The organism is Rhizobium hidalgonense, from assembly GCF_002914525.1.
GTDB lineage: Bacteria > Pseudomonadota > Alphaproteobacteria > Rhizobiales > Rhizobiaceae > Rhizobium > Rhizobium hidalgonense.
In genome coordinates, this window is the sequence record NZ_LODW01000046.1 from 100,243 (window position 1) to 126,697 (window position 26,455).

The following is a 26,455-nucleotide window of genomic DNA, read 5'->3' on the forward strand; positions in this document are numbered from 1 at the left end:
GATCACTGCCTGCATCCGTCCGGCCCAGTTCATCTCGTTCACTGCTGGCTACGATAGCGGCAGGATCAACACGTCTCGCGCCGGCACTTCGAGCCGGTCCGCATCATACGCAAATTCAGGCGGCCAGGCGGCCTTCGCGCCCGAGAGCTTTCCTTCAGCGAGGCTGACTGATGTTGTCTGGTTCTGGCGTGTCGGGTTGACCAGCCATAGGAAGCTTGCGCTCTCCCCCCTGTGGATGCGAGCAAAGATCGCTTCGTTTGACAAGGTTACGTGCCGCGTCCTGGCGCTCCAGGCCACAAGCCCGGCAAAAAAAGCGGCATTGGACCTGCCGTCCGTGCGATAGAAGGCGACAGAGGGATTGGTTCCGATAAGCAAGGTGCGGCCCTTGCCAAAGCGACTTTCGACGACTGCAAGGCGCCCATCGTCGAAATAGCCGCGCCCCGTGCCGCTTGTGAGGCGGTAAGATTGCAGCAGGCCTCCGCCATCGACGGCTATGTCGCCGACCTTGAAACGGATACGGTGGCCGATGTCGGGCATGAATTCAACGTCTTCCTCGCGCACTCCGAAGACCTCATCGAGCCCCAGATTGGGCTGCACCTGGCCGACATGACCACGGTCGCCGAAGTAGCCGGGGCAGGCTTCGGAAATGAGCGTGCCGCCTTTCTCCACCCAGGTTTTCAGGCGTGCCGCCTGTTCGGCGGTGAACATGATCGGGTAAGGGAAATAGAGAAAGTCATAGGAGTCGATATCGTCGATGTGGACCCAATCCGGTTGCAGACCCTGTTCGAGGAAGGCGCGGTAAGCGCCCCACATGGCTTCGGGATAGGGCTTTTCCTTGCGGTCATAGTTCAACAGGTAATCCCATTCCTGCGTTTCGCGGACGACGAGGATGCCCACCTCGCCACGCACCGGCTTGGCTTCCCAAAGCACTGCCTGCGCCGGATCGTTCGCCCATTTCGCCATTCCACTCTGCATGTCCGAACGTGGCGTGCGGCTGCCGTCCATGCCATAGGCGCCGAAGGCGCCGAAGAGCGGCCCGTCGAGCAGCGGACGCCAGCGCAAGTTCAGCACGCCGCGCGCGCCGCCGGCAAAGGACGTCATACTCCAGATGCGGATGTCCTCGGGCTCGGCGACGCGGCCGTCCTCCTTGTCCCGGCCGATCACCTGCGGCTGCAGCCAGAGCGGACCGCCCTGACGCTCCGCATGCCAGAAGGGTTTGCCGCGGGCGGCGGCTCGGTTGATGTCGACCCCGTACCAGGTCTTCCACGGCTCGGTACCCTTGCGGGCCTGGATCCAGGTGAAACCGTAGATTTCGACCTTGGAAGCGGCAAGCCAGTCGTCGCAGCCATTGGCGACCATGTTCGGGATCGAGCCCGAAATACCGTGGGCGGCAATGACGTTCTTCTGGTCGACCGCGCGGATCGTATCGATGCGCCATTGCATCTGATTATAGAAATTGTCGCGCTTGAACTGCAGCCAGTCGATGCATTCAGGATAGGGCGCCATATGGACCGGCGGCTCGATATCCTCCCATTCGGCATAGCTGTAGCGGTGCCAGGCTTTGGCGAGGACTTTCAGGCTGCCGTATTTCTTCTCCAGCCATCTGCGGAAGGCGGCTTTGGCATAGCTGCTGTAATCGACATCGGCGGAATAGTTGCACTCATTCCAGACGTCGTAGCCATAGATCGCCGGATGGTCCTTGTAACGGGTGGCAAGCGCGGTCAAGAAATTGCCGGCCGCTTCCTTCACTTCCGGGCAGTTCAGCGTCAGCGCACCGGCGCCGCCGCCATTGTTGGAAAAGCCGCCGGTTGCCGCCGATACACCCATGGAGGAGCCGAGCTTGGTGCCGTCGGCATTGACCTGCAGCGCATCGGCATATTTGCGCACGGCCCAATCCGGCACCGCATGAATGAGTTCGGCAATAATCGTCTTGATGCCGTTTTTCGCGGCAAGATCGAGCTGGCGGTCATATTCTTCCCAGTCGTAGACGCCGGGCGCCACTTCGATGGCGCTCCACATGAACCAGTGGCGGAAGATGTTCAGGCCGTCTTCGCCTGCTGTCGCGTAGTCGCGTTCCCAGTCGTCGCGCGGCGGATTGGACTTGCGGAAATAGACGGCGCCATAAGGGAATTGGATATCGTTTCTGAGCATTGTCCTGTCCTTTCTATCGATGTCCGGACATGGCTTCGCCATCCGGAAAAAAGGGCTCCGGTGGAAGGCAATCGAAGATGTCGTCCGGGTGTTCTAGGTGGTCTTGATCTAGCGCGGCCCTCCGGCGAGGAGCTCGAGCGTGCGGATAAGGGCGGAATGGTCGCGTTCGCCGTCGCCATTGGCAACAGCGGCATTCATGAGTTGCTGTGTGGCAGCCGTGTTCGGCAAGGACAGATCAAGCGCGCGGGCTGCATCGACGGCAAGCGTCATGTCCTTGCGGTGCAATCGGATACGGAAGCCGGGGTCGAAGGTCTCCTTGACCATGCGCTCGCCGTGCACTTCGAGAATGCGCGAGGCGGCAAATCCGCCCATCAAGGCTGCGCGCACCTTGGCCGGATCGGCGCCGGCGCGTTTGGCAAAGAGCAGCGCTTCGGAGACGGCCTCGATCGTCAGCCCGACGATGATCTGGTTGGCGAGCTTGGCGGTCTGGCCATCACCGACGCCGCCGACCAGCGTGATATTCTTGCCCATCTTTTCGAAGAGTGGCCTGGCTCGCTCGAAAGCCTCATCCTTGCCGCCGGCCATGATCGTCAGCGAAGCGGCCTTGGCGCCGACTTCGCCGCCGGAGACCGGAGCATCGACATAGTCGCAGCCGAGCGCTTCGATGCGCCTGGCAAAGTCCTTGGTGGCGACAGGCGAGATCGAACTCATGTCGATGACGAGCTTGCCGGCCGAGAGGCCAAAGGCTACGCCGTCTCCTCCTGCGAAGAGCACGGCTTCTACATCGGGCGTATCCGGCAGCATCAGGATGATGATGTCGGAGGCTTCTGCGACAGCCTTGGCGCTATGGGCGGCCTTGCCGCCCTTGGTGACGAGGTGCCGCGAGGCTTCTTTCACGCGGCTCAGGTGCAGCGTATGGCCGGCATCGATCAGGTGTTCCGCCATCGGGCGGCCCATGACGCCCAGTCCGATAAAACCGATATTCACGTCTTGCTCACTTCCGATAGGGTTTCATCCAGCCAAGGCCCTCGCTGGTGTCAGCCTTCGGCTTGTATTCGCAGCCGACCCAGCCGTCGTAGCCGAGGCGGTCGAGTTCGGAGAGGACGAAGCCGTAATTGATCTCACCCGTGCCAGGTTCGTTGCGGCCGGGATTGTCGGCGATCTGCACATGGGCAATCCTGTCCTTCAGCCGGATGAAGGTCGGGATCAGGTCGCCCTGCATGATCTGCATGTGGTAGAAATCATACTGGATGTAGAGATTGTCGGATGCGACCTTTTCGAGGATGCGCTCAGCGTGGTTGGTCGTCGACAAGAAGAAGCCCGGGATGTCGCGCAGGTTGATCGGCTCGATCAAGAGCTTCACGCCGGCATCGGCGGTGCGCTGAACGGCATATTTCAGATTCTCGACCAGAACCTTTTCCAGCGTTTCGAGATCGGAACCTTTCGGCACGAGGCCGGAGATGACGTTGACCTGCGGGCAGGCAAGCGCCTTGGCGTAATCGAGGGCCAGCGAGATGCCGGCGCGGAACTCCGCGATACGATCCGGCAGGCAGGCAATGCCACGTTGGCCGCCGGCCCAGTCGCCGGAGGGAACATTGAAGAGCGCCTGTTTCAGGCCGTTTGCCTTGAGCGCATCGGCGACCTTTTCTTTTGGCTCGGTATAGGGGCCGAGATATTCGAGCGCGCCAAAGCCGTCTTTTGCAGCGGCGGCGAAACGATCGAGGAAGGCTATGTCCTGGTAGAGGAGGGAAAGGTTGGCGGAAAATTTCGGCACTGGAACGTCCTCAGGCATTGGCGGGAGCGACGAACCGGTGCCGGTGCAGCATGCGTTTGTCGCGTGGGTCGGGATTGGGAACGGCTGAAATGAGGCTCTTCGTATAGACCTCCTGCGGCGCGGTGCAGATCTGCTCGGCCTCGCCGAGTTCGACGATCTTGCCGCGATGCATGACGGCAACGCGATCACAGAAGTAGCGTACCACCGAAATGTCGTGAGAAATGAAGATGAAGCTCAGGTTCAGCCGCTGGCGGATATCGAGCAGCAGGTCGAGGATCTGGCTGCGGATGGATACGTCGAGCGCGGAGGTCGCTTCATCGGCGATGATGATGCGCGGATCGAGTGCAAGGGCGCGAGCAATGCCGATGCGCTGGCGCTGGCCGCCCGAGAAGGCGTGCGGATAGCGCTCCATGCCCATCGGATCGAGGCCGACGAGGCGCATCAGCTCGGCGACACGGTCCTCCAGGGCCTTGCCCTTGGCGAGGCCGTTGACGATCAGTGGATCGCCGATCACTTCCTTGACGGTCATGCGCGGGTTGAGCGAGGCGAAAGGATCCTGGAAGACGAGACGGACTTCGCGGTGGAAGTTGCGCAGGTCCTTCTTGCCGAGCTTGTTAAGATCGGTCTCGCCGCCATCCTTCCCGCGGTAGAGGATCGTGCCGGTCGTTGGCTCGACGGTACGCAGGATCAGGCGGCCGAGTGTCGTCTTGCCGGAACCGCTCTCTCCGACAATGCCGAGGTTCTCGCCGGGATAGAGGTCGAAATTGGCGTCATCGACGGCGCGTAGCGTGTTGGCATTGCCGTGCCAGCCGAAGGTCTTGCTGAGATTGCGCACAGACAGGATCGGTTGCGGTGCCTGCGAAGACAAGGCGATTGCCGGCCGCCTGCCTTCGACATGATGTGTCAGCTTCACGGTCGAGGCCAGCAACTGGCGTGTGTAGGGATGGGTCGCGGCATGATAGATGGCATCGACCGGACCGCGCTCGACGATACGGCCGAAGCGCATGACGGCGACATCATCTGCCACTTCGGCGACCACGCCCATATCATGGGTGATGAGCAACATCGCCATGCCGCGATCGACCTGCAGGCGCTTGATGAGGTCGAGGATTTCGGCCTGCGTCGTTACGTCGAGTGCGGTGGTCGGCTCGTCGGCGATCAGGATATCGGGATTGCCGGCAAGAGCCATGGCGATCATGGCGCGCTGGCGCATGCCGCCCGAGAATTCGAAGGTGTAGCGGTCGGCCATCTTGTCGGGGTTTGGGATTTCGACCTGGCGCAGCAGCTCGACCATGCGGGTACGCGCTGCCTTCTTGTCGAGATCACTGTGCATGCGGATCGCCTCGACGATCTGCGAGCCGATCGTGTGGACCGGCGAGAGCGAACTCATCGGCTCCTGGAAGATGAGGCCGATGCGCCGGCCGCGGATCTCCCTCATGGCGCGGCTGCCGGGTCCGAGGGTGGCGATGTCGGTGATCTCGCCGCCGTTGCGCAGCAGGATGCGGCCACCGACGATGGTGCCGGGCTTGTCGACGATCTGCAGCAGTGAGCGGGCGGTCACACTCTTGCCCGAGCCGCTTTCGCCGACGAGGCAGAGCGTCTGGCCACGCTTCAGCTCGAAACTGACATCCTCGACGGCATGCAGGATATGCGTGCGCAGCCGGAAATCGATGGAGAGATTTTCAACCGAGAGGACGACATCTTCTGGAAGATCGGTCATGGCTTCCTCCTCAATTGTCATAGGGATCGGCTGCGTCGCGCAGGCCGTCGCCGAAGAAGTTGAAGGACAGGACGGCAACGACTACCGCCAGAGACGGCCAGATCAGCAGCCAGGGCGCGGTTGCGACCGTGCGGATATTCTGGGCGTCCTGCAGCAGCACGCCCCAGCTGACAACAGGCGGCTTGAGGCCGATGCCGAGGAAGGAGAGCGAGGTCTCCGCCACGATCATCGTCGGCACGGCGAGCGTGACGACAGCCAGGATATGGCTCGTCAGCGACGGCAGGATATGGCGGAAGATCAGCCGCGCCTCGCTTGAGCCGTCAAGCTTTGCGGCAGTAACGAAATCCTCGCCGCGCAGCGCCAGAAAGCGGCCGCGCACTTCGCGGGCAAGACTGGTCCAGCCAAGCAGCGAGACAATGATGGTGATGACGAAATAGACGTTGACGGGCGACCATGTGAGCGGGATCGCCGCGGCAAGGCCGAGCCACAGCGGGATGGTCGGCATGGCGCTGACGACTTCGATGACGCGCTGGATCAGCGTATCCACCCAGCCTCCGTAGAAGCCGGAGATAGAGCCAAGCACGACGCCGAGGACGAGCGACATGGCGACGCCGACGAGGCCGATCGACATGGAAATGCGGGTGCCGTAGATCAGCCGCGTGAGAACGTCGCGGCCGAGGCGATCGGCGCCGAGCAGGTACATGGGATCAGCAGGGTTGATCGGGCCGATGAAATGCCTGTTCATCGGGACCAGGCCCCAGAGCTTGTAGGCCGGACCTTTGACGAAGAAGCCGATCGGCACGACCTTGTTGTCGTCGACGACAAAGGTGCGCCTCAACGCAACCTTTTCGATCTCCACCTTGTAGCCTTTGACATGGAAATTGAATTCCGAGCTGCCATCCGGTTTGTTGACAAAGAAGCTGAGGCCTTGCGGCGGCGCGTAGGTATATTGCGGCTTGGAGGTCGCGGGCAGGGAAGGCGCCAGGAATTCGGCAAAGAGACCGATGAGATAGAGCAGGAGGATGATCACGCCGGCGACCATCGCCACCTTCTGGCGGATCAGCTTGCCGGCGACCAGCCGCCAGGGACCGATGGCTGCGGTCGATACGGTTTTGCCCTGTTTCAGCGGGCTGATCGAGGGTCCTTCGGAAACGATGTTGAGAGGACCGCTATGGGGCGCGAATGTTTCGTGGGTCATCGGCGCCTCCTCAATTGAACCGGATGCGCGGATCGAGCAGCGCAAGCAACAGGTCCGACAGGAGCATGCCGACGAGGGTCAACGCCGAGAGCAGCAGGATGAAGCTGCCGGCGAGGTACATGTCCTGCGAGACCAGCGCACGGAAGAGCAGCGGGCCGGCGGTCGGCAAATTCAGGACGATGGCGGTAATTGTCACGCCGGAGACGAGATGGGGTAGTACCCAGCCGATCGCCGAGACGAAGGGGTTCAGCGCTATGCGCACTGGATATTTCAGGATCACCTTGTATTCCGGCAGGCCTTTGGCGCGGGCGGTGATGACATAGGGCTTGTGCAGTTCGTCCGTCAGGTTGGCGCGCAGGATGCGGATCATGGCGGCGGTGCCCGACGCGCCGATGATGATGATTGGGATCCAGAGATGGGCGAGGAAATCGCCTGCCTTGGCGAGGCTCCAGGGCGCGTCGGCAAATTCGGGGGAGTTGAGGCCGCCGACGCTCTGGCCGAGGTAGCGGTAGGCGACATACATCAATGTCAGCGCCAGGATGAAGTTCGGTACCGCAAGGCCGATGAAGCCGAAAAAGGTGAAGACGTGGTCGCTGATCGAGTGGCGGCGCACGGCCGAATAGATGCCGATCGGCAGGGCGACGATCCAGACGAAGAGCAGGCTCAGAAGCGAGATGACCAGCGTCGAGCCCATGCGCGCCCAGATGAGGCCTGAGACTGGCTGGTTCCATTCGAAGGACCAGCCGAAATCACCGCGACTGACGATGCCCCAGATCCATTTGAGATACTGGATATAGAAGGGGTCGTCGAAGCCGTAGATCTCCTTCAACCGCTCGATCTGCGCGGGATCGACGGCCTGGCCGCTGTCGCTCATCGTCGCGATCATTGAGGTCAGGTAATCACCCGGCGGCAGCTGGATGATCAGGAACGAGATCAGCGACATGCCGAACAAGGTCGGGATCATGTAGAGCACGCGCTTGAAGATATAGCCATGCATCGAAATGTTTCTCCTCCCGTTGAGAGCGCCCGGTCAGGCGCTTCCTTCGGATCTCCATCCGCTTTCGGCCCTTCAGGCCGAAAACGCTCTTCCTTGTCTCGACACCTCATTTCCAGGTGAGGTGCACCACCTCCAGCCGCTCGATATCAGGCACTTCCACCTGTGCGCGGCCATCCTTGACGCTGAAGTTTGCGGCGCGGTCGGTAACGGTGAGCCATGCCTTGGCTAGCGACCTGCCCTTAGGAATTTCCACTGACACCGTCTGGGCCGCCAGAGGATAATTCTCGCGTATAGGCCCCTTCATCATCATCGGGTTGGTGAGGTTGAAGAGACTGACCGCGATACCTTCGGCACTGTCGCGCAGTGCCATATCGATGACGCCGGGACCTTCGACCGTGACGCGCGGGGTCTTGCCGAGCGCCCAGCTGACCGCATTGCTGATGAGCTTGCCATGGTCCACCGCGAAGACTTCCCAGAAGATCTCCCCGATATTCCAGGGGATATAGACCGTACGACCGCCCTTGCCGGTTTCGCGGGCGATGACTGCAGCACCTTCCGGCGCTTTGCGAGGATAGACCTCTTCCATCGGCAGGTCCGGGAAATCGGGCACATAGAGGAAGGGCGCTGTCGCATTGCCGGTCGGGTCGGCATGAATGAGGCGCGTGCCGCCCATGATGCGCTCGGCACCCTCATAGCCCTGATTAACAGGATGAGCGCCTGACAGTGCCACATAGGTGTTCTTGACGATGCCGCGCGGGCCGGACACGAACTTGGCGCCCAGCACATCCGAAAGGCCGAATTCGTTGCGCTTCTTGCCGAATTCATCGCGGAGTGAGGTTTCGTAGGAAGCGACGACGCTGCCGCCACGTTCGACATAGGCCCGGATCGCCTCGTTCTGCGCATCGGAAAGGCAGGAAGCGTTGGCGAGGATGATTACTTTGAAACGGTCGAGATTTTCCTTGGTCAGAACCTGATCCGAGAGAAGCTCGAAGGGCAGGCGGGCTTCGACGAGCGCGTGATAGAAGCCGAGATCGTGCTTCTCGGCATTGGTCCGCTCTTCCGGCGACCAGTGGCGAAGGGTGGTCGAAGGATCAACGACGGCGAGTTCGGCGGCCGGCTGCATGCTTTCGAGGACCGGCTCGACGGCTGCCTGTAGTGCAAAGGCGTCGGCGACCGGTTCTACCCAGCGCTTGTCCGGCACGACGCCGTTGAACTTGGTGAACCAGGCATAGAGGCCATGGGCCGTACCGTCATTGATCCACAGCTGCATTTCCTCGCCCGAGGTGACCGCGTCCTTCCAGCGGTATTCCTCCTCCGGGCCGATCGACGTGATGAGCACGACGGGGCGATCGGGGAAGGTGGCGCGGATGCGCTTGCCGTTGCGGCCGGCCGACCAGCCGAGTTCGAGGCCTTTACGGCCCTGATGGTCGACAACGAGGAAGGGGCAATGTTTGGCGATGACCGAGAGGTCGAATTCCATCAGCGAGGCGCCGCCCATGTTCGGGATGAAGCTCGCATGCGGGCGGATCGCTTTGACCGCATCGTCCCACTGGGCAATCATGTCGGTCAGTACGCGGCGGCGCCACTGCACCCAGGCCTGCCAGGCCGGGTCTTCGGCATCCGGCTTTTTCGGCAGGTCGTGGCCGAACATATCCTTGAAGCGGCGCGCGCTGTCTTCGCTGTAATCGACGCCATGGCCCTGCCAGCGATTGGCGAAGACGGCGTCGATATCGTATTTGCGAACGATCTCCTTGACGACGTCAGGCATGAAGACGGTGTTGTAATCGCCATAGGCATTGGTCACCCAGACATCCGGATAGGCCCAGTGGCGGCGCGGTGTGCCGTCGGCATTAATCATCACCCATTCGGGATGTGCCTTGGCGGCATCGTCGTGGATTGCGTGTGGGTCGACTCGGGCCATGACATGCATGTCGAGCTTTCGGGCGGCATCGACGAGCGCGCCGAAGATGTCCTTATCGCCCAGATATTTGCTCACATAGTGATAGGGGACCTCGCTCGGATAATAGGCGATGTAGCCGCCGGCGCTGAGGCATACCGCGTTGGATTTCGTGCGTTTGAAAACGTCGACCCAGAAGGCCGGATCATATTTTTCCGGATCGTCCTCCACGAAGGTGAGCTGGGTCCACCGTGTTGCGGTCTTGAACCAGTTCGGGGTGCGCAGGGTGTCGCTATTCTGTCTTCTGGCGTCGAGCATCGTCTTCATCCAACCGCTGGGCAATGAGGGACCTTGGCGCCGGCTGGCAGAGCCGGCGCCTCGCATTCATGGCTGTCAAAGGCCATCAGACCTTGTAGAACTGCTCCGGCATGGTGGGAGCAGGCGTCGGCCAACCGAATGAGTTCGGCATCGTCTTCGTGATGTTCTTCATATTGTTCTTGACGATGCCGTAGCCATCCGGGGGCAGGGAAATGCCAAAAACATAGAAGTTGTCAGCCGCACCCTGCAGGATCTGCTTCATGACCTCCTGCTGTGCGGCCGGATCGGAGGTCGATTTCAGCTTGTCGTAGAGCTCAAGCTGCTTCTTGGTCTCTTCCGGCGGCTCTTCCGCATTGGCGTTGTTGCGGTCGAGATACCAGAGCTGCCAGGCCGGCGCATACATAGCGTTCGAATCCGTCGGCACGTAATAGCGCGGATCGAGCATGGCGGCCACGCCGCCATTGGCGCCAAACTGGTGGGCCGTAGCGTCAAAATCGCGCCCCTGGCGGACGCGGGTTTCCCAGAGCGACCGATCCATGGTGCGCATCTGCGCATCGATGCCGACGGCCTGGAACATCGGGATGACGAGCTGGAAGAGATCGAGGAAGACAGCGCGTGCCTGGTCGATTTCGAAGATCACCGTCAGCCGGCGGCCCTTTTCGTCCAGCCGGAAATTCTGGTCGTCACGCTTCGGAACGAGCTGATCAAGCATGGCATTCGCCTTGTCGACATCATAGCTCGTGAACTGCGTCGCGAGCTGCTCGTTGTAGAGCGGATCGCCCGGCTTGATCGATGGCTGGGCGGGAGCGCCCTGGCCAACGAGTACGGCATCGATCAGCGACTGGCGATCGAGCGCCAGTGAGAGTGCTGCACGGAAATCCTTGTTGCGGAAGAGCTTTCGCTTGGTCTCGTCATTGTGGTTCAGGTTGAAGATGAAGTTCATCACATTGGCTTCGGTCGAAGTCAGTGTGTAGAAATCATATTTGCCCTGCTCACGCGCATCGTAGAGAACCGACTTGTTGTTCGGTGTTGCGATATACTGGTCCATCAGGTCGATCTCTCCCTGCATGGCCTTCAAGAGCAGAACTTGAGGATCTGCGACCATTTGGTAGACGATGCGGTCCATATAAGGGAGCTGGTTCCCCTCCGTATCAACCTTCCAGTAGAAGGGATTGCGCTCGGCAATGGCGCGTTCGGTATTCTCGCCTGGGGCGACGGTGAACATCCAGGCATGCAGGCAGGGCTTTTTCGAGGAGTTCAGGAAGAAGGCGTTGTCGTCCTGAAAGCCGGAGGCGGATTGGAAGGCGGCGATCCAGCTCTCGAAGCCGCGCTGCTTGGCGAGCTCGTCAGCCTTCGGATTATAGTCGATATGGAACTGCTCGAGATAATGCTTGGGACAGCGGGTCGTGTGATCGCTATTGGCCCAGGCGACCTGAAGCGGGAACATACCGTTAGGTTTAGCGAACATAACTTTAAACGTCTGTTCGTCGATGATTTCGAGCTTGGCCGGCTTGCCTGATGTCTTCCAATGACCCTGGCCGTTCACGGCCACGCGCTTGTCCGTGAGAATCGTGTCGTACCAGAATTTCACATCGGCTGTGGTGTAAGGTTGTCCGTCCGACCACTTCATGCCCTTGCGCAGACGGATGGTATATTCGGTGGAATCCGCGTTGCCGTCAAAGGCTTCGGCAACGTTGAGCGTCACGCCCGACCAATCGGGCGTGTAGCGCAGGAGTGGCTCGTAGGCCTGATAACGGAACAACATGGAGAGCGAACCGCCGCCGACAAGGGCCATGTTCCAGTCGCCGCCGTACTTGCCGATACTATCCACCGGCTTGATGACCAGGGGATTTTCGGGCAGTCGATCTTTCAGCGGCGGCAATGCGCCGCCCGAAACCTTGTCCTTCAGGATAGCGGCTTCTTTGTAATCCGCCGCTAGCGCAGGCAGTGCGGGCAGGATCAGAACGGCCGAAGTCCCGGCCAGAAACGCACGACGTTTCAGCTTGATCATAGGGGGTTCTCCTCCAGAAATCGTCCGCTCTCCTGTGATTTTTGCCTATCAAAGCGGACCGAAGAGAAGAATACAGTTGGATATCGTTAGGTAAAGCGTTATGTTTTATTAGTAGGAAAGTTGCGTTTGCCGCGTGAAACGTGTAGCGAACGGGCTGCAGCGGTCATGGACGAGGTGGAGAGTGGGAAAACGTGGGCGGACTACCTTACAAACGATCGCGCAAGAGGTCGGCCTCTCCAAATTTGCCGTCTCCCGCTCGCTGGCAGGCAAGAGCGGCGTCAGCGAGGAAACGCGCGCGCTCATTCGCGCAACGGCCGAGCGGCTGGGATACACGCGTCCTGCCGGCCAATCGCAGTCAAACGACATTGCCGTCGTGTTCCACGATCTCGATGCCGTTAACAGCGAGCTTTACATGCAGATCCAGAACGGCGTCCAGCGCGAGGCGCACAGGCTGGGGATGGCGCTGCGCATCCGCTGGACGCATAGCGCCGGGCAACTTGAGGAATTGGCGCACGCATGCTCGGGCCTGATGCTTGTCGGTCCGCATGATCGCGAAGCAGTGGCGGCGGCAACGGCAACCGGCATACCGATCGTGCGTTTCGGATGGGTCGATCCGCTGGAAGAGGCTGATCAGATCACTGGGACAGACCATGAGGCGGGGCAGGCGGTGCTTCAATATCTGGTTGGCCTCGGCCATCGATCAATCGTCTATGTCAGCGGCTCACCCGGCTTCCGCGGGCGGCGTGAGCGGTTTTATGGGGCGCGTGAGATCGCCGAGCGGCACGAGGACGTCTCCTTGCAGGTCTTGGAGTTCGATGAGCAAAACGGCTTTGGCGCGGCATTCCGGGACCTGAAGAAGACGGGTATTCCTCCGACGGCCTTTTTCTGCGCTCATGACGGTCTTGCGTTGACAGTCGTTTCCGAATTGCTGGGGCAGGGATACCGGATCCCCGACGATGTTTCGGTCGTCGGCTTCGGCGACTTTTCACCGGCGACCCAAATTTCGCCGCCACTGACGACGGTGAAAATGGAAGGGCAGGAGGCCGGCGCCGTCGGCCTGCGCCTGCTCATCGAACGCATCGAAAATCCACGGCTCTCCGGTATGCCTGCCCGGCGGGTGATGATTGCCTCACGGATCGTCGAACGCCGTTCTGCTGGTCCTTGCACAGGCTGCACCGAACCTTCCAGGGCGACGCTGGGGGGGGGGAGCCGAGCGCGCGCTCGATACGCTCCAGATGATGGCTTCGTACTGCTCCGGCGGGAGGATCCTCGTAGATTTGAGCGGAAGCTTTTGTACGACAGCATTGGTGGCGATGTCGCGCTCCACTGAAGCTACTCGACGGCACGACGACCGCGGCCGGCGCCGTTATCCTGCCTTATGAGTCGGTAAATGCGTCACCTCCACCCGCTGCGGCAATGCCGCAGCCGTCAGGCTTGAATTGTTCCTTGGGCGGCCCGCCCCGGCGGTCCAGCGCCGTTGGCGGAGAACCTCTTCGTAGAAGCCGGTGGCGAGGATGCCGGCCCAAAGTGCAAAAATGCCGATCCCGCTCGTCATCACCAATCCGGCCAGAACTCGACCTGCAAGGCTCTGCGGGATCTCGTCACCGTAGCCGGTCGTCGACAGCGTTACGACCGCCCACCACATCGCCTGCGGAATGCTGTCGAACCTATCGGGCTGGACGTCTCGCTCGATGATATAACCGGCCAGCGCAGCGCCAAAAAGGACGATGCCGAACACCGATGTCACGCCAATCAGATTGCGCGATTCATTCGCGACCACCTTTGCCAGCAGGCTGAAGAAGGTCGAGTCACGCAACGGCTTGAGAAGGGCGCCCAGCGCATCGCCTTCCTCCAGGCAAGATCCAAATCAATCTCAACTTTCCCGCCTTCGCTCCACGTACTGCGCAATTCAGGTGCGGTTCGATCTCACTGATGAGACGCTGCCGCATGGCGGTCGGCACCAGGCTTCTATCAAATTCCCTTTGCTCTCCGCATGTCAGACAGGCGGCCATGATCATATGTGCTGCGGAGCGACGTTGAGATATCCCGGCGCCCAGTCTTTGACTTCACGAAATTTCGGCAAAGACTTCCTCTCCTCTTGCGAGATTGTTCTAAGTCGCGTGTGTTTTTGAACAGCGCTTCCGCGAGAGCGATGTTGCTAATTTGGCTGGCGAATCAATACCGCAAAAAATAGCCCCGTCGAAACGGGGCAATTAGGGAACGAGGGAAAGGCGAGACCGCGCAAGGGGCGAACCAAACGAAAGTCTTTGCAGAGCGAAGCTTTTCGCGCGCGGTCCCGCTGCTAAACGCCGGGCGCTGTGTCTGGTTTCCGTACGCTTTCGAACCGATACATCAGCCATTGACGGCTTTGAGCGCTAAAAAAGGAACCCCGCGATGAGCGGGGATCAGTAATAGGGGTGTTTTCTAAGCATCGCGCCCAGCCGCGATGCAAGGACAATAATGCACATCTTGCCGATACTTTCAATCATATCATTCCATAAGCATTTGGTTTTACGCTTATATTAACCAAGTCTAAAAAGTAAAATCTACAATTTCCCTTTTAAGCATTTGATCCGTCGAGAATATAACTACAATTTGCAACAATGTTTGATATTGTTAGTTCGGCCGCTCAGTGATCACTTGCTAAACCCTAAGCAACGGGTCTCCTGTACGTTGGGCGGCCGTCACTTTCCCGCCGCCGACAAAGGTCGGTAGTGATCAGTTCAGCCAAAACCTTGCTTCCTCGCCCTCCGTTATTCCGCATCAGTCGGTGGTAATATTCCTCGACTTTCCGTCACGCGGTTCGGCTTCGAATCCGCGATGTCTCACGCCGGGAGCCCGCGCAGAAGGGTTGGAGAAGGAGATGACCATCGCCCTCTGCGCGGCCCGAACCCCGTGGAGGGGGTAGATCGCGACTAGCGCAGGGCAACGCCAGCTAACGATCCGAAGAGTTAACTATCAATGCGAGGCGGTGGTTCCTGTGGCACCAGCCGTTTCACCGCCTTGGGGCGGACGCCTGTGGGCCGCACGGACGCTGCGAACAGGGGGTGCTGACGCAGCAGTACAAGATACTGAAGCCGTGCGGCCCGTCGTCAAAACCCTTAACTACCTGAAGAGGTTCCCGGATCCTATGTTGACCGCGAACAAAAAAGCCCGGCACTGGTTGGCGGGACGAGTCAGCGTGCGTTGAAACGGGCACGAGAGGCTGCGAAAACTCCGCCGCCGAGTGCAGTTAAATCAACAGCCGCAGCAATGCGTCCTCGTCCTTTACCCCGTGTTGGAAAGAATGGATAATCCGTGTTGCGAGATCTTCGCGCGCGGCATCTGTCTCTATTAATTTCAGCGCGACGATCTGGTCATATACCCTTTGGCAGACGGCTATGTCCGCTTCATCCAGCACGTTCTGCGCCTGCGCTATTGGCGATGGGATCATGATAGCCCTCACTTTCCCCGACGAGCGAAGGGTAGTGCTGGGCAGCGAATGTTCAAGCAGGATCGCAACACGAAGTATTTCTACCGTTAATCACACCAATCATTCCGTCGCCTGGGGGCTCCCCTTCAGGCGGTTATCCTGCCTGCTGCCTCCATCAGAACGGGACCGTTTGCTAATGCTCTCCCGCGTGAACTTGATTTGGTCACAGCATGATTTCGTTTGGCGACAGCCGACTGCTCGCGCCGTGATGAGCAGGTCAGAGTTCATAGGAGAACATCACCACCGGCTCGGCTGCGGCGCCCCTGAGCGCTGCGGGCGCTCCTTGTTCAAAATACTGGACGGGAAATGCCCCTATGTGCAATCAACTGAACAAACCTTGACTGCACGTAGAGCTCCTGGCACAATGCCGAAAATTCTGAACGTGATAGGCTTTCGCGTACAAAAAAATTGAGCATGAGGGTGACACACGTGCCGCGCCAGAGAAGCTATTCAAGAGTCACGCGACAAGCCCTCGCCATGCTTGGCAAACTGATCCGCGTCGCCCGGGCTGCGCGCGGACTTACCGCCCAGGAGTTGGCCGACCGCGCTGGCATCAGCCGGACAACACTGTCCAGTATCGAAAAAGGGGCGCCGGGGCCCGAGATCGGCACCGTCTTCGAAGTTTGCGCACTCGTCGGTTTGCGCCTGTTCGACTATGACGAGCGCAGCCTGCAAATGCACAATACCCGCCTTGACGAAAAACTGACCCTGCTGCCCAAGAGTGTCCGCCACACGATGAAGGAGGTCGATGATGACTTCTAGGGTGGACGCTACAAGGGCCTATGTCTGGATATGGCTGCCAGACGCAACGGAACCGGTGGTGGCGGGCCGCCTCGACCAGGATGGCGAGCGCCTGTTCTTCACCTACGGCGCCAGCTACCGGCGCCGCAAGAACGCCATTCCCATCTATGAGCCGGAACTCCCCATTCAGGAAGGCGTCATTGTGCCCATCAACGGCTTGTCCATGGCAAGCTCTATCCGCGACGGCTCACCCGATGCCTGGGGTCGCCGCGTCATCATCAACAGGTTGACAGGCAGAACGCCCGACGCTGCCGGCGTACCCGAGATCAGCGAGTTGACCTTCCTGCTCCAATCAGGGTCCGACCGGATTGGCGCCCTCGACTTCCAGGCGTCGGCCACGGAGTACGTTCCCCGCATTGCCGCGCAAGCCTCGCTCGACGAACTCCTCGACGCCGCAGCCTTGATCGAAAGAGGCGTTCCCTTAACACCAGCGCTCGACCAGGCCCTCAATCACGGCACGTCGATCGGCGGCGCGCGCCCCAAGGTGCTGATCGAAGATGGCACGAAGAAGTTCATCGCCAAGTTCGCGGCCAGCAACGACACATACAGCGTCGTGAAGGCCGAATTCATCGCCATGAAGCTGGCGACAGCCTGCGGCCTCAGCGCCGCAACAGTCTCGATGACCCGCGCCGCACAGAAGGACGTCCTCCTGATCGATCGCTTCGACCGCACGCGCACCAGGGACGGCTGGACGAGACACGCCATGGTCTCCGCCCTCACCATGCTTGGCCTTGATGAGATGATGGCTCGCTACGCTTCCTATGAGGATCTCGCCGAGCTCATTCGCCATCGTTTCACCGATCCAAAGGTCACGCTCAGGGAACTCTACGGACGGATTTGCTTCAACGTGCTGTCCGGCAACACTGACGACCATGCGCGCAACCATGCAGCGTTCTGGGACGGCAAGATGCTTTCTCTGACGCCGGCCTATGACATCTGCCCGCAGGGCCGTACTGGCACCGAGGCCACACAGGCTATGCTCATCAAAGGCCAGGGCCGCGCCAGCACACTCGCCACCTGCCTCGCGGCCGCCGCGGACTATCATCTGAAAGAAGCGGAAGCCGCCGCACTGATCGAACACCAGGTCGCGACCATCGCCGAACGGTGGCAAGCCATCTGCGATGAATGCGAACTGAGCCCGGTCGATCGCAAGCTGTTTGCCGGGCGTCAGTTTCTCAACAGTTACGCCCTTGAGGGAATGAATGGTCAGGCCGCGCTGCACGACACGTTTCGCGCCGCACAGGAGGCGCTGATCGCAAGCGCGGGCGCTTGACCGCGCGGCATTCCATCGACGGCTGGCGCGCGTCGGGCCAAGGCGGTCTGCCCCGCCCCGCCGTCTTGGACGAGCTGGCACCGCGGATCCGGAGCTTCCTCGATCGCAATATGGCGAAATGAAAAGTACGGGCTTCCTGCACCGGCCGAAAACGGTACAGGAAGCCGCCACCGGGGAGGAACGTCACAATGGTGATGGACTTCGGTCCCTGGCTCCTCTTCATCGAACCAGTTCTTAGACGCGCACCTGCGTCGTTTCTTCAGTATCGTTGTCGGTTTGGCCGGGTCTGCGTCAGAGAGTGTTTGCTCCAAATCAGAATGCATTTTCGCGATATACAATCGGGATAACGCGCTTGAAACAGGCCCGGCTTAACGCCGGCGCCTTCAACGGACCTGCCCCACAGAAAATGAGATCGGGGTTGCTGCAATCCGCTGCGCTCGGGAACTTATGACAGTGTAGAAGTTCGCGGATAAACTGTTAGGCCTTATAGTCGTTTGTTTGGGAAGAACGGGTGCAGCCATGACGTTTACACAGTCGTGACGACTCGGATATCGCCTTTACGATCAATGACGTCGACCACGACCTGGCGGCCCGAGCGGCGCAATGCAATATCCGCGGAGCCGGCGCCGATCCGCAGGCGCCGCAACACGACTTCGTCGAGAAAACCGGGAAGCTGCGGCTCATGAAAGCTGATCTGCAACTTCCTCGGATCGAAATCGAGGCCAAGGCATGATTGTAGAAGGAAGAGCGGTGCTGCCGCCGCCCAGGCTTGAGGCGAGCAGGCCACTGGATAAAAAGTCGGGCCCTGCGCTCGCTGACGTGCCAGCCCGCAGAAAAGTTCGGGAAGCCGCCGCAGATCGATATAAGTAGACGCCGCAAAGAGGCCGTCGAATATCCTCGCCGCGGAGGTTCGATAGCCATAGGCGGCGAGACCCTTGGCGATCAAAGCATTGTCGTGTGGCCAGACCGAGCCGTTGTGGTAGCTCATCGGGTTATAACGCGCCTCGGTTGAGGCGACGGTGCGAATGCCCCAACCGCAGAACGATGACGCGCTCATCAGTGTGCGCGCAACCTCTTCGGCCCGTTCTTGATAGGCGATGCCGGTAAATAGCGCATGGCCTGCATTTGACGATCGAACTCTGCAAGGTCGCTTATCACCGTCGAGTGCCATGACATAGGTGCCAAGCTCCTCATCGAAAAAGTGTTCGTCGAAGGCATTGCGTAATCGGTCGGCGCTCGCAAGCAGATCCGCCGCGCGGCCTGGTTTACCGCAGCGCTGGAATATTTCTGCCGCCGACTTCCAGGCCCCGTAAACATAGGCCTGGACTTCGGCAACTGCGATAGGACCCTTGGCTAGACGTCCGTCGGCATGGAAGACGGAATCATGGCTGTCTTTCCAGGCCTGATTGATTAATCCTTCCTCAGTCAGGCGGCCATATTCTACGAAGCCGTCGCCGTCGCGGTCGCCATAGTCCTCGATCCATGACAATGCCGCCTCGATCTGGGGCAGAAGACGCTTGATTGTTACAATGTCGCCGGTTCGTCGGACATAGTCGCCCGCCAGCATGACGAACAGTGGCGTGGAATCGATGCTGCCGTAGTAGCGACGAAACGGAACCTCGCCAAGTTCGGCCATTTCTCCGCAACGGACCTCGTGCAGAATTTTCCCAGGCTCCGCGTCGCGGGCCGGATCTAATTCCTTCGCCTGGTTTGCCGCCAGATAACCCAGAACGCCACCGGCAATCTCCGGTTCGAGCCAAAGCGTCTGCATGGCGGTTATGAGTGCATCCCGGCCGAAGACGGTGCTGAACCATGGAATGCCTGCGTAGGGATAGGGTCCCTCCGGCATTTCGGTCACCAGCATATGCAGATCCGCCGCGCATCGCCTTGCTGCCTCGTTGAAGATCTCGTTGGAGGTAAGGATCGAAGCGGTTTTCGACGATGAGGTTCGAAGGGCACGCCGGGCGTCACGCAAGGCGAAGAAGAAGGACCAGTGGCGCGATTTTTCGTCTTCTCCCGGATCGCACGCAATCTCGATGAACAATGAGCGGGTTTCGTGCGGCGCAAGCCGCAGGTTATATCGGACGAGCACATCGCCGGATTCGTCTGGGGGAGGATCGAAAGAGAGTCTCGTCGACCGCCGACGATGGTCGAGACCTTCATAGGAAAGAAGGATTGCCTCACCCCTGACGATCGGCGTCAGATGTTGGCCCCGCTTGGCTCTCGCAGTTCCGCGTACCTCGAAGAGATCGGCGAAGTCTGCTGCAAACGCAATCTCGATGCGGACGTGCTGCGGAGCTTCGTCGTAGTTGCGCACCGTCAGCCGCTCGTGACACCGCGAGTTCCACAGGAAACGGGTGCGTCGCAGATGCACCTGATCGTGGCCAATAATGAGTTTTCCGGCTATGTCGAAAAGATCGGGATTGGTCAGGTCGCAGGTGAGCGTAGCATTGTCGTCGCGCAATGTGGAAGACAGCAGGATCGGCCTCTGGCCATTTATCGCCAGGGTCAGGTGGGAGAGGTAGCGAGTGTCGCGATGGAAAATTCCCTCCGGACTGTCCGGTCCGGACAGGACGTCACCATTGTGATCGAAAACGCCGAAAGTATCGCCGTGTTTCAGAATTAGTGGCTGTCGCTCGGTGAGGGAAGCGGTCGCCGGTATCGTAAACTGGGCGATCGGCATACCTGAGGCCGCCGGCGCTGGGAGACTGTCGGAGGAATCGATCGGCATTTTTCCCATCCTCTAATCAATTGATGAGCTCCGTACTGACGGCATAGCCGTCTGAATGGCGCAGTCGAGGGATGTTTGGGCGAACACCAGGCAGCCGCCGATATATGTCCAGATAATCCGTAGCCATTCGTTCAGCAGTGAAGCGCTTCTCGAAGGCTCTGCGCACTCCGCTGCGATCAAGCTTCAACGCCCATTCGACATTTGCCGCGGCTTCGGCGACGTTATCCACCAGAATGCCGGAGACGTCGTTGTCAATTAACTCGGGCACCGAACCGCGGCGAAAGGCGATGACGGGCGTGCCGCAGGCCATTGCCTCGATCATGACTAACCCAAAGGGTTCTGGCCAGTCTATCGGAAAGAGCAGCGCACGGGCGTTGCCGAGAAAATCTGCTTTCTGGCCGTCATTGATCTCGCCGATGAATTCGACATTCTGATGACTTCTGACCATCGGTTCAATCACCGTCTCCCAGTAGGTTTTGTCCGCCGCGTCAATTTTTGCCGCAATCTTCAGGGGCATACCGGTTCGGTCGGCAATCTCGATTGCGCGGTCAGGGCGTTTCTCGGGCGCGATGCGGCCGAGAAAGGCGAGGTAATTGCCATTCGGCTTGTCGGTGAGGGTCAACAGGTTGCGCGGTAAACCATGATAGACCGTTCCGGACCAATTTACTGGTGGCATCGGTCGGCGCTGATCGTTGGAGACTGACACCAGCGGAACGTCTGCGAAAACTTGATAGAAAGAACGCAGGTCGGGCAGATCCAGGCGCCCGTGCAGGGTGGTAACCGCTCGATCGGCGAAATCGTGAATCAACGGAAAGTGCAGCATATCGATATGGAAATGCAAGACATCGAACTCACTCGCCCGGCGTCGAACCTGCTCCAGCATGAGGATGTGATACGGCAGTTGATCCTTGACCGCTGAATTGAGCCTCAGAGCAGTATCCGAGCATGGTATCAGCTTCGCGCCGGTGACCGAATCGCCGCTGGCAAAGAGGGTGACGTCGTGGCCCATGGCGACGAGTTCTTCACAGAGAAAAGAAACAATGCGTTCAGTTCCGCCATAGAGCCTCGGCGGAACACTTTCTGCAAGCGGCGCAATTTGAGCGATCTTCATCGCCAATTCTCCTCAAAAAGAGCAACGAACCGTCGGCAGGAAACATGCCCGTAGACCGACACGGCAGCAGGCAAGTGGAAACCCAGCGGGGCAGCAAGCTTTGAAGAGATTGACAGGACAATTCGATGGTGCGGCGTGAAGACGTCGCCGTCGTTACTGTGTGGCCTCAATGCTTCCAGAGTTTCGTTACAGGACATCGTGCACTTCATCAGTGGATAACGGTACAACGCGCTCAAAGTTCGATTACTTCTTGCTGGACGCAAAACGGCGGCAGGAGTCAGATGGCCTTAAAGTTGTGCGGTAAAATAAAACCTGTGCTTCGGTCATGGTGACAACATAGAAGAGCGGTTCGCCTGCACTCCGAGTCTTTTCGTGGCGACGTTCTCGCAGCCGGACTCTACCCGCTTCTCGGAACCAACGACGGGTGAGATTGTTTCAGCTGTAATATTGTCATGACCCTGGCTGCCCTCCTGGCTGGGCAAGCTTCGATTTCTAAGGAGACTCGCATCATGAAGAAATCATCCACATTTCGTTCAGTCGCGGCTGCGGTTGTCGCCGCAGCAGGAATTAGCTTTGCCGGCGCCGCGCATGCCGACAGCGGTACGATCACCTTTGCAGTCTACAAGGCTGCCTTCTTTGTGGGTGGTTCTGGAGGCGAGGGCACGCTGACCTTCCATGGTCGCCGCTATCCAATCTCTGTCGGCGGCATCTCGGGGGGCCTCGCCTTCGGGGCTTCTAAGACCAACTTTCACGGTACCGTTCGCCATATTCGCCGCGCCCGAGACGTGACGGGGGTCTACGGTGCGGCGGGCGGTGGCGGCGCGGTCGGCAAAGGAGCCCAGGTGATTGTCATGACCAATGACAAGGGCGCCCAACTCGAACTCTCGGGCAAGCAGGTAGGCCTGCAAGTCAACGCCGATCTCAGCGGTATTGCCATCACGGTAAAGTAATGGATGCTGGAAGTCCCACCGAGCCGATGTCACGAACCGCTAGACGGCGGCCCGAAAATAAGCGGTGTCTGGCGGTAAGGGACGGCAGCGCGACGATGGCTCGAGACCGCGGGCTGGTGCCGGTGCGCCAGCGGACGTAAAGCAGAAAGAGTGTCCGTCACGCTTGAAGACGGGACAGGGATCGGTGATCTGATTGTCTGGTCAGGGTCTTCCAAGGCTATCGAGGGCGATCCTCGGCGCCAGTACCAGCGCGTCTCGTTGATCGCTTATGTGCTACGCCCGTCTTCTCAGGGACGAACCGCCTACTTATGACGGTCGTGCCGCTTGGTTGAACCATAATAAAGCAGCGAGCCCTTTTTCTCCTAAGCGCTTGTGATAGGGTGCGTGCGAACGATCCGCATTCTTACTCCCACTGGTAGAATATGAGTTCATCCACGTACCTGCCCGCCGAGCGGCTCCAGCAGATCCTCGATAGTGCAGTGGACACGGGCATCATCGTTCTCGATATGGACGGGACCGTCGTCGGCTGGAGCAAGGGGGCCAGCAATCTCCTTGGCTGGACTGAAGATGAGATGGTGGGAAAGACCCTTCTCGAGATCTTTCCACCAGACAAGGATGCAGCAGGCTTGCTTGCGGCAGAACTTGCTGATGCAAAGGCTCACGGCAAAGGTGGCGGCGAGGGATGGCGATATCGCAAGGATGGCGGCAAAATCTGGGCGGTTGGCGAGACCACACCGCTGTTTGCCAATGGACAAAGCCTCACTGGCTTCGTGAAGATACTCAGAGACCGCACGACACAGCGACGGACGGAATCCGCACTTCGTGAACGCACCCGCGCACTCGAGGTTCTCAATCGCGCAGGGGCCATCCTGTCGCGAGAGAATGACCTTGAAAGGCTCGTCCAGGCAGTGACGGACGCAGGCGTCGAACTGACCCGGGCGCAGTTCGGCGCCTTTTTCTACAACGTCACCGATCACGCCGGGGAGAGCTATATGCTCTATTCGCTTTCGGGCGTGCCACCGGAAACGTTCTCTCAGTTTCCGATGCCTCGCAATACCGCGGTCTTTAACGCGACGTTCAGCGGTGAAGGGATCGTGCGTTCGGCCGATATTAGGCAAGACACTCGCTACGGGAACAATCCGCCTCACGCAGGTATGCCGGAAGGTCATCTTCCCGTGCGCAGTTATCTGGCAGTGCCCGTCGTGTCCCGCACCGGTGATGTGATCGGGGGATTGTTCTTCGGGCACGCCGCTATTGACATGTTCAGCGAGGAATCGGAACGAGGGCTGATGGGGCTTGCGGGCGAGGCCGCCGTTGCCATCGACAACGCCCGCCTTTTCGAGGCCGCCCAACGCGAACTACAGGAGCGACGTCGGGCGGAAGACGCGTTAAGACAGTTGAACGCTCACCTCGAAGATCTTGTTAGCCAGAAGACGGATGAGCTCAGCCGCAACGCTGAGGCTTTGCGACAGGCTCAAAAGATGGAGGCAATTGGTCAACTGACCGGCGGCGTCGCTCATGACTTCAATAACCTGCTGCAGATTATCGTAGGCAATCTCGACACGCTCTTGCGAAATCTTCCGGCCGATGCAGGCCGGCTCCGTCGAGCCGCCGTGCAGGCGATGAACGGCGCCGGGAGAGCGGCGGCGTTGACACAGAGGCTCCTTGCCTTCGCAAGGCGTCAGCCGCTCGACCCGAAACCGGTCGATGCCAATACCCTCATTCGCGGAATGTCGGACCTTCTGCATCGAACGCTGGGAGAAATTTACCAGATCGAAATCGTTCTCGCTGGTGGCCTCTGGAAGACGGAAGCCGATCCGAATGCGCTGGAAAGCGCTCTTTTGAATCTCGCCATCAATGCGCGAGACGCGATGCCGGACGGCGGCAAGCTCACGATCGAAACCTTCAACGCGCACCTGGATGAGGCCTATTCCACAAATCATGCGGAGGTGATGCCAGGACAATATGTTGCGATATCGATCTCCGACACCGGGTCGGGCATGGACGTTGACACCGTCGCGCGCGCTTTCGAGCCGTTTTTCACGACCAAGGAACAGGGCAAAGGCACCGGGCTCGGACTGAGCCAGGTTTACGGCTTCGCCAAGCAGTCGAAAGGGCATGTGAAAATATATTCAGAGCTTGGCGAAGGGACGAGCGTCAAGATTTACCTGCCGAGACTGTTATCGGGGCAAGTCGAGGAGGAAACCATTGAACGGCTGCCGCTGCCCGAAGCAGCAGCCGGCGAAATCATTCTCGTCGTCGAAGACGACCCAGATGTTCTGGCCTATTCCGTCGAGTCTTTAAAGGAGCTAGGCTACCGCGTTTTGGAAGCCAAGGACGGTCCGACGGCTCTGCAGATCCTGACGGCTAACCAACCCGTGGATCTTGTTTTCACCGACGTCGTCCTGCCAGGCGGCATGAGCGGCGCGGATGTCATAACGAAGGCGCGGGAGGTCCAGCCTTTCGTGAAGGCTTTGTTTACGACCGGCTACTCACGCAATGCGATCGTGCACCACGGCCGCCTCGACAAAGGTGTCCATCTCCTTCAGAAGCCCTTTTCGCTGAAAGATCTTGCCGTGCGTATCAGAAGCGTTCTGGATCGCTGACATCAAACTCCTTCCTCTGGAGATGAACCTGATGTCGGCGACCTCACGTGCCGTGCGGAGAGGCGGCGGCATGCAATCCGAAGTCAGTCTTCCGGCAACACTCTCAGCGAATGGTTAGCAGCACGGTTTTGTATCGTTGCAAATTTCTTCCTTATAAGAGACACCGGCGACTCAGTTGGGCAAGGCTATGCCTGATATGGTCTAACGGAGTGCCGATGAAGTGTTCTGAAGCGCTGGTTCAAAGGCGATCGTGAAAGCGACAAGATTCCAGATAGGAGCGACAGAAACCGGGATACCAAGTGCGCGGCGACGGCGCTCTTCATAGCCACCCTTCCAAAGCCCTGATAACACGAGGACCTGAGGCTCCAGTTCGGGCCAAAGCTGGAGAAGGCATTGATCGTCTCCTGGCATCGGAGGAAGCCGGCTATATCGTCGGCCGCGAGCTGATCATCGATGGCGGGATGAGTAATCTTAGACATCCTAGGGGCCGCGGCGCCGTTGACGCCTCGGCCTCGTTATCTACCGCTTTCGACCAGCGCGCGGATAGCGGTCTCGAAGGTTGTCTCGCCCTTGCGGGATCCGGCCTCACCGCCATCGAACTCGATCCAGCCTTCGTTGAAGCCATCGAGCATGCGCATACGAGGTCCGGGGTTCTGCATGCCCTGACTGCGGAACAGGGCCTCCCAAGCATCTCTGTCGACCTTCTCGGCATGCACCGGACGGCCAAGCACCGTGGCAAAGGTTTTAGCCATCTGCAGCGGTGTGATGCGGTAATGACCTTCGAGTTCGATGATACGCTTGCCGGTCCAGTTCGCCTGCAGCATCTCTGCGGCAACGGCGCCGACATCGCGAACGCCCACCATCGGGACAGGCTTATCGAGAGGCTGCAGGAAGCTCGGCATCACGCCCTCGCGCGCCGCGGCGATATCCCACGCCGAGTTTTCCATGAACCACCCGGCGCGCAGAAAGGCGATCGGCATGGGCAGCGCGGACAGAGCCTTCTCGACGAGGCCAAGCTGCGTCAGCAGATTTTCTTCCTTCGCCTGAGCGCCGATTGTGGAAAGGCAGACGACTTTCTTCGGTGCAGCCTTCACCAGAGCCGTCTTCAGGGCTTCGATGATTATCTTTGCCACTGGAAAGCCCGATGCCGGATCGAAGGCGGGAGGGATCGACAGGAAAACGGCTTCCGCTCCGGCAAAGGCTGCACCAAGCGCCGCTGCATCCGTCATCTCGGCGATGGCTATTTCGGCACCGCGATCGCGCCAGCTTCCCGCCTTATCCGCATTGCGCATGCAGGCGCGAACTGGCAATCCGCGCTCCAGCAATTTCGCCCCGACAACGGCGCCGACCTGGCCTGTTATTCCGGTTACAGCAAACATGTTCGAACTCCTTTTGACAGCGGCGGACGCCGCGATGGCCAAAGATGCGCCAACGCCGCCTTTGAC

At 59.6% G+C, this 26,455-nt stretch carries 17 protein-coding genes and 1 pseudogene; 5 read left to right on the forward strand and 13 right to left on the reverse strand.

The window, feature by feature from the left end:
• Positions 1 to 48 precede the first annotated feature (48 nt).
• The 8 genes from ATY29_RS08650 to ATY29_RS08685 all read right to left on the reverse strand — a co-directional run bounded on the left by ATY29_RS08650 (position 49) and on the right by ATY29_RS08685 (position 12,066).
• The gene (locus ATY29_RS08650) at positions 49 to 2,151 is read right to left on the reverse strand and encodes a beta-galactosidase (RefSeq protein ID WP_097535961.1); all 2,103 of its coding nucleotides are present in this window, start codon (positions 2,149 to 2,151) and stop codon (positions 49 to 51) included.
• A gap of 108 nt (positions 2,152 to 2,259) precedes the next feature.
• Positions 2,260 to 3,138 carry a 2-hydroxy-3-oxopropionate reductase gene (locus ATY29_RS08655; protein WP_097535963.1) on the reverse strand — a complete coding sequence of 293 codons (879 nt, stop codon included), beginning with the start codon at positions 3,136 to 3,138 and terminating at the stop codon, positions 2,260 to 2,262.
• A 7-nt stretch (positions 3,139 to 3,145) separates the two neighbouring features.
• Positions 3,146 to 3,925, reverse strand: a complete 780-nt coding sequence (gene otnI, locus ATY29_RS08660; RefSeq protein WP_097535965.1) for a 2-oxo-tetronate isomerase — start codon at positions 3,923 to 3,925, stop codon at positions 3,146 to 3,148.
• A 10-nt stretch (positions 3,926 to 3,935) separates the two neighbouring features.
• Positions 3,936 to 5,645, reverse strand: a complete 1,710-nt coding sequence (locus tag ATY29_RS08665; protein WP_097535967.1) for an ABC transporter ATP-binding protein — start codon at positions 5,643 to 5,645, stop codon at positions 3,936 to 3,938.
• Positions 5,646 to 5,655: 10 nt separating this feature from the next.
• Positions 5,656 to 6,843, reverse strand: a complete 1,188-nt coding sequence (locus ATY29_RS08670; protein WP_097535969.1) for an ABC transporter permease — start codon at positions 6,841 to 6,843, stop codon at positions 5,656 to 5,658.
• Between the two features lie 10 nt (positions 6,844 to 6,853).
• On the reverse strand, positions 6,854 to 7,840 hold the full coding sequence (locus tag ATY29_RS08675; protein WP_097535971.1) for an ABC transporter permease: 987 nt from the start codon (positions 7,838 to 7,840) through the stop codon (positions 6,854 to 6,856).
• Between the two features lie 106 nt (positions 7,841 to 7,946).
• Positions 7,947 to 10,055, reverse strand: a complete 2,109-nt coding sequence (locus ATY29_RS08680) for a family 10 glycosylhydrolase (RefSeq protein WP_097535973.1) — start codon at positions 10,053 to 10,055, stop codon at positions 7,947 to 7,949.
• Between the two features lie 85 nt (positions 10,056 to 10,140).
• The gene (locus ATY29_RS08685) at positions 10,141 to 12,066 is read right to left on the reverse strand and encodes an ABC transporter substrate-binding protein (RefSeq protein ID WP_097535975.1); all 1,926 of its coding nucleotides are present in this window, start codon (positions 12,064 to 12,066) and stop codon (positions 10,141 to 10,143) included.
• 181 nt (positions 12,067 to 12,247) lie between these two features.
• Here ATY29_RS08685 and ATY29_RS08690 point away from each other — a divergent pair, with 181 nt between their 5' ends.
• Positions 12,248 to 13,396 (forward strand): LacI family DNA-binding transcriptional regulator, encoded by a 1,149-nt coding sequence (locus ATY29_RS08690; RefSeq protein ID WP_244597376.1) that lies wholly within the window; start codon positions 12,248 to 12,250, stop codon positions 13,394 to 13,396.
• A gap of 117 nt (positions 13,397 to 13,513) precedes the next feature.
• Here the strand turns inward: ATY29_RS08690 and ATY29_RS08695 are convergent.
• Positions 13,514 to 13,894, reverse strand: a pseudogene (locus ATY29_RS08695) (potassium channel family protein); the annotation flags it as partial.
• 1,404 nt (positions 13,895 to 15,298) lie between these two features.
• Entirely contained in the window at positions 15,299 to 15,499 is a 201-nt protein-coding gene (locus ATY29_RS08700) for a hypothetical protein (RefSeq protein WP_097535977.1), read from the reverse strand.
• A gap of 516 nt (positions 15,500 to 16,015) precedes the next feature.
• On the opposite strand from ATY29_RS08700, the gene ATY29_RS08705 reads away from it, so the two are divergent.
• Both ATY29_RS08705 and ATY29_RS08710 read left to right on the forward strand, forming a co-directional pair.
• Entirely contained in the window at positions 16,016 to 16,300 is a 285-nt protein-coding gene (locus tag ATY29_RS08705) for a helix-turn-helix transcriptional regulator (protein WP_165779411.1), read from the forward strand.
• Complete coding sequence (locus tag ATY29_RS08710) at positions 16,290 to 17,612, forward strand: type II toxin-antitoxin system HipA family toxin (protein WP_097535981.1); 1,323 nt, start codon at positions 16,290 to 16,292, stop codon at positions 17,610 to 17,612. Before ATY29_RS08705 ends, ATY29_RS08710 begins: the two co-directional genes overlap by 11 nt.
• A gap of 526 nt (positions 17,613 to 18,138) precedes the next feature.
• Here the strand turns inward: ATY29_RS08710 and ATY29_RS08715 are convergent.
• Positions 18,139 to 20,352: an amylo-alpha-1,6-glucosidase gene (locus ATY29_RS08715; RefSeq protein ID WP_097535983.1), complete on the reverse strand. Its 2,214-nt coding sequence runs from the start codon at positions 20,350 to 20,352 to the stop codon at positions 18,139 to 18,141.
• A 7-nt stretch (positions 20,353 to 20,359) separates the two neighbouring features.
• Positions 20,360 to 21,454, reverse strand: a complete 1,095-nt coding sequence (locus ATY29_RS08720; protein ID WP_097535985.1) for a glycosyltransferase family 4 protein — start codon at positions 21,452 to 21,454, stop codon at positions 20,360 to 20,362.
• Between the two features lie 509 nt (positions 21,455 to 21,963).
• On the opposite strand from ATY29_RS08720, the gene ATY29_RS08725 reads away from it, so the two are divergent.
• On the forward strand, positions 21,964 to 22,404 hold the full coding sequence (locus ATY29_RS08725; protein WP_097535987.1) for a lipid-binding SYLF domain-containing protein: 441 nt from the start codon (positions 21,964 to 21,966) through the stop codon (positions 22,402 to 22,404).
• A gap of 422 nt (positions 22,405 to 22,826) precedes the next feature.
• Positions 22,827 to 25,010, forward strand: coding sequence for an ATP-binding protein (locus ATY29_RS08730; RefSeq protein ID WP_097535989.1), 2,184 nt, complete (start codon positions 22,827 to 22,829; stop codon positions 25,008 to 25,010).
• Positions 25,011 to 25,525: 515 nt separating this feature from the next.
• On the opposite strand, the gene ATY29_RS08735 is transcribed toward ATY29_RS08730, so the two are convergent.
• Positions 25,526 to 26,389: an NmrA family NAD(P)-binding protein gene (locus ATY29_RS08735; protein WP_097535991.1), complete on the reverse strand. Its 864-nt coding sequence runs from the start codon at positions 26,387 to 26,389 to the stop codon at positions 25,526 to 25,528.
• Positions 26,390 to 26,455 lie beyond the last annotated feature (66 nt).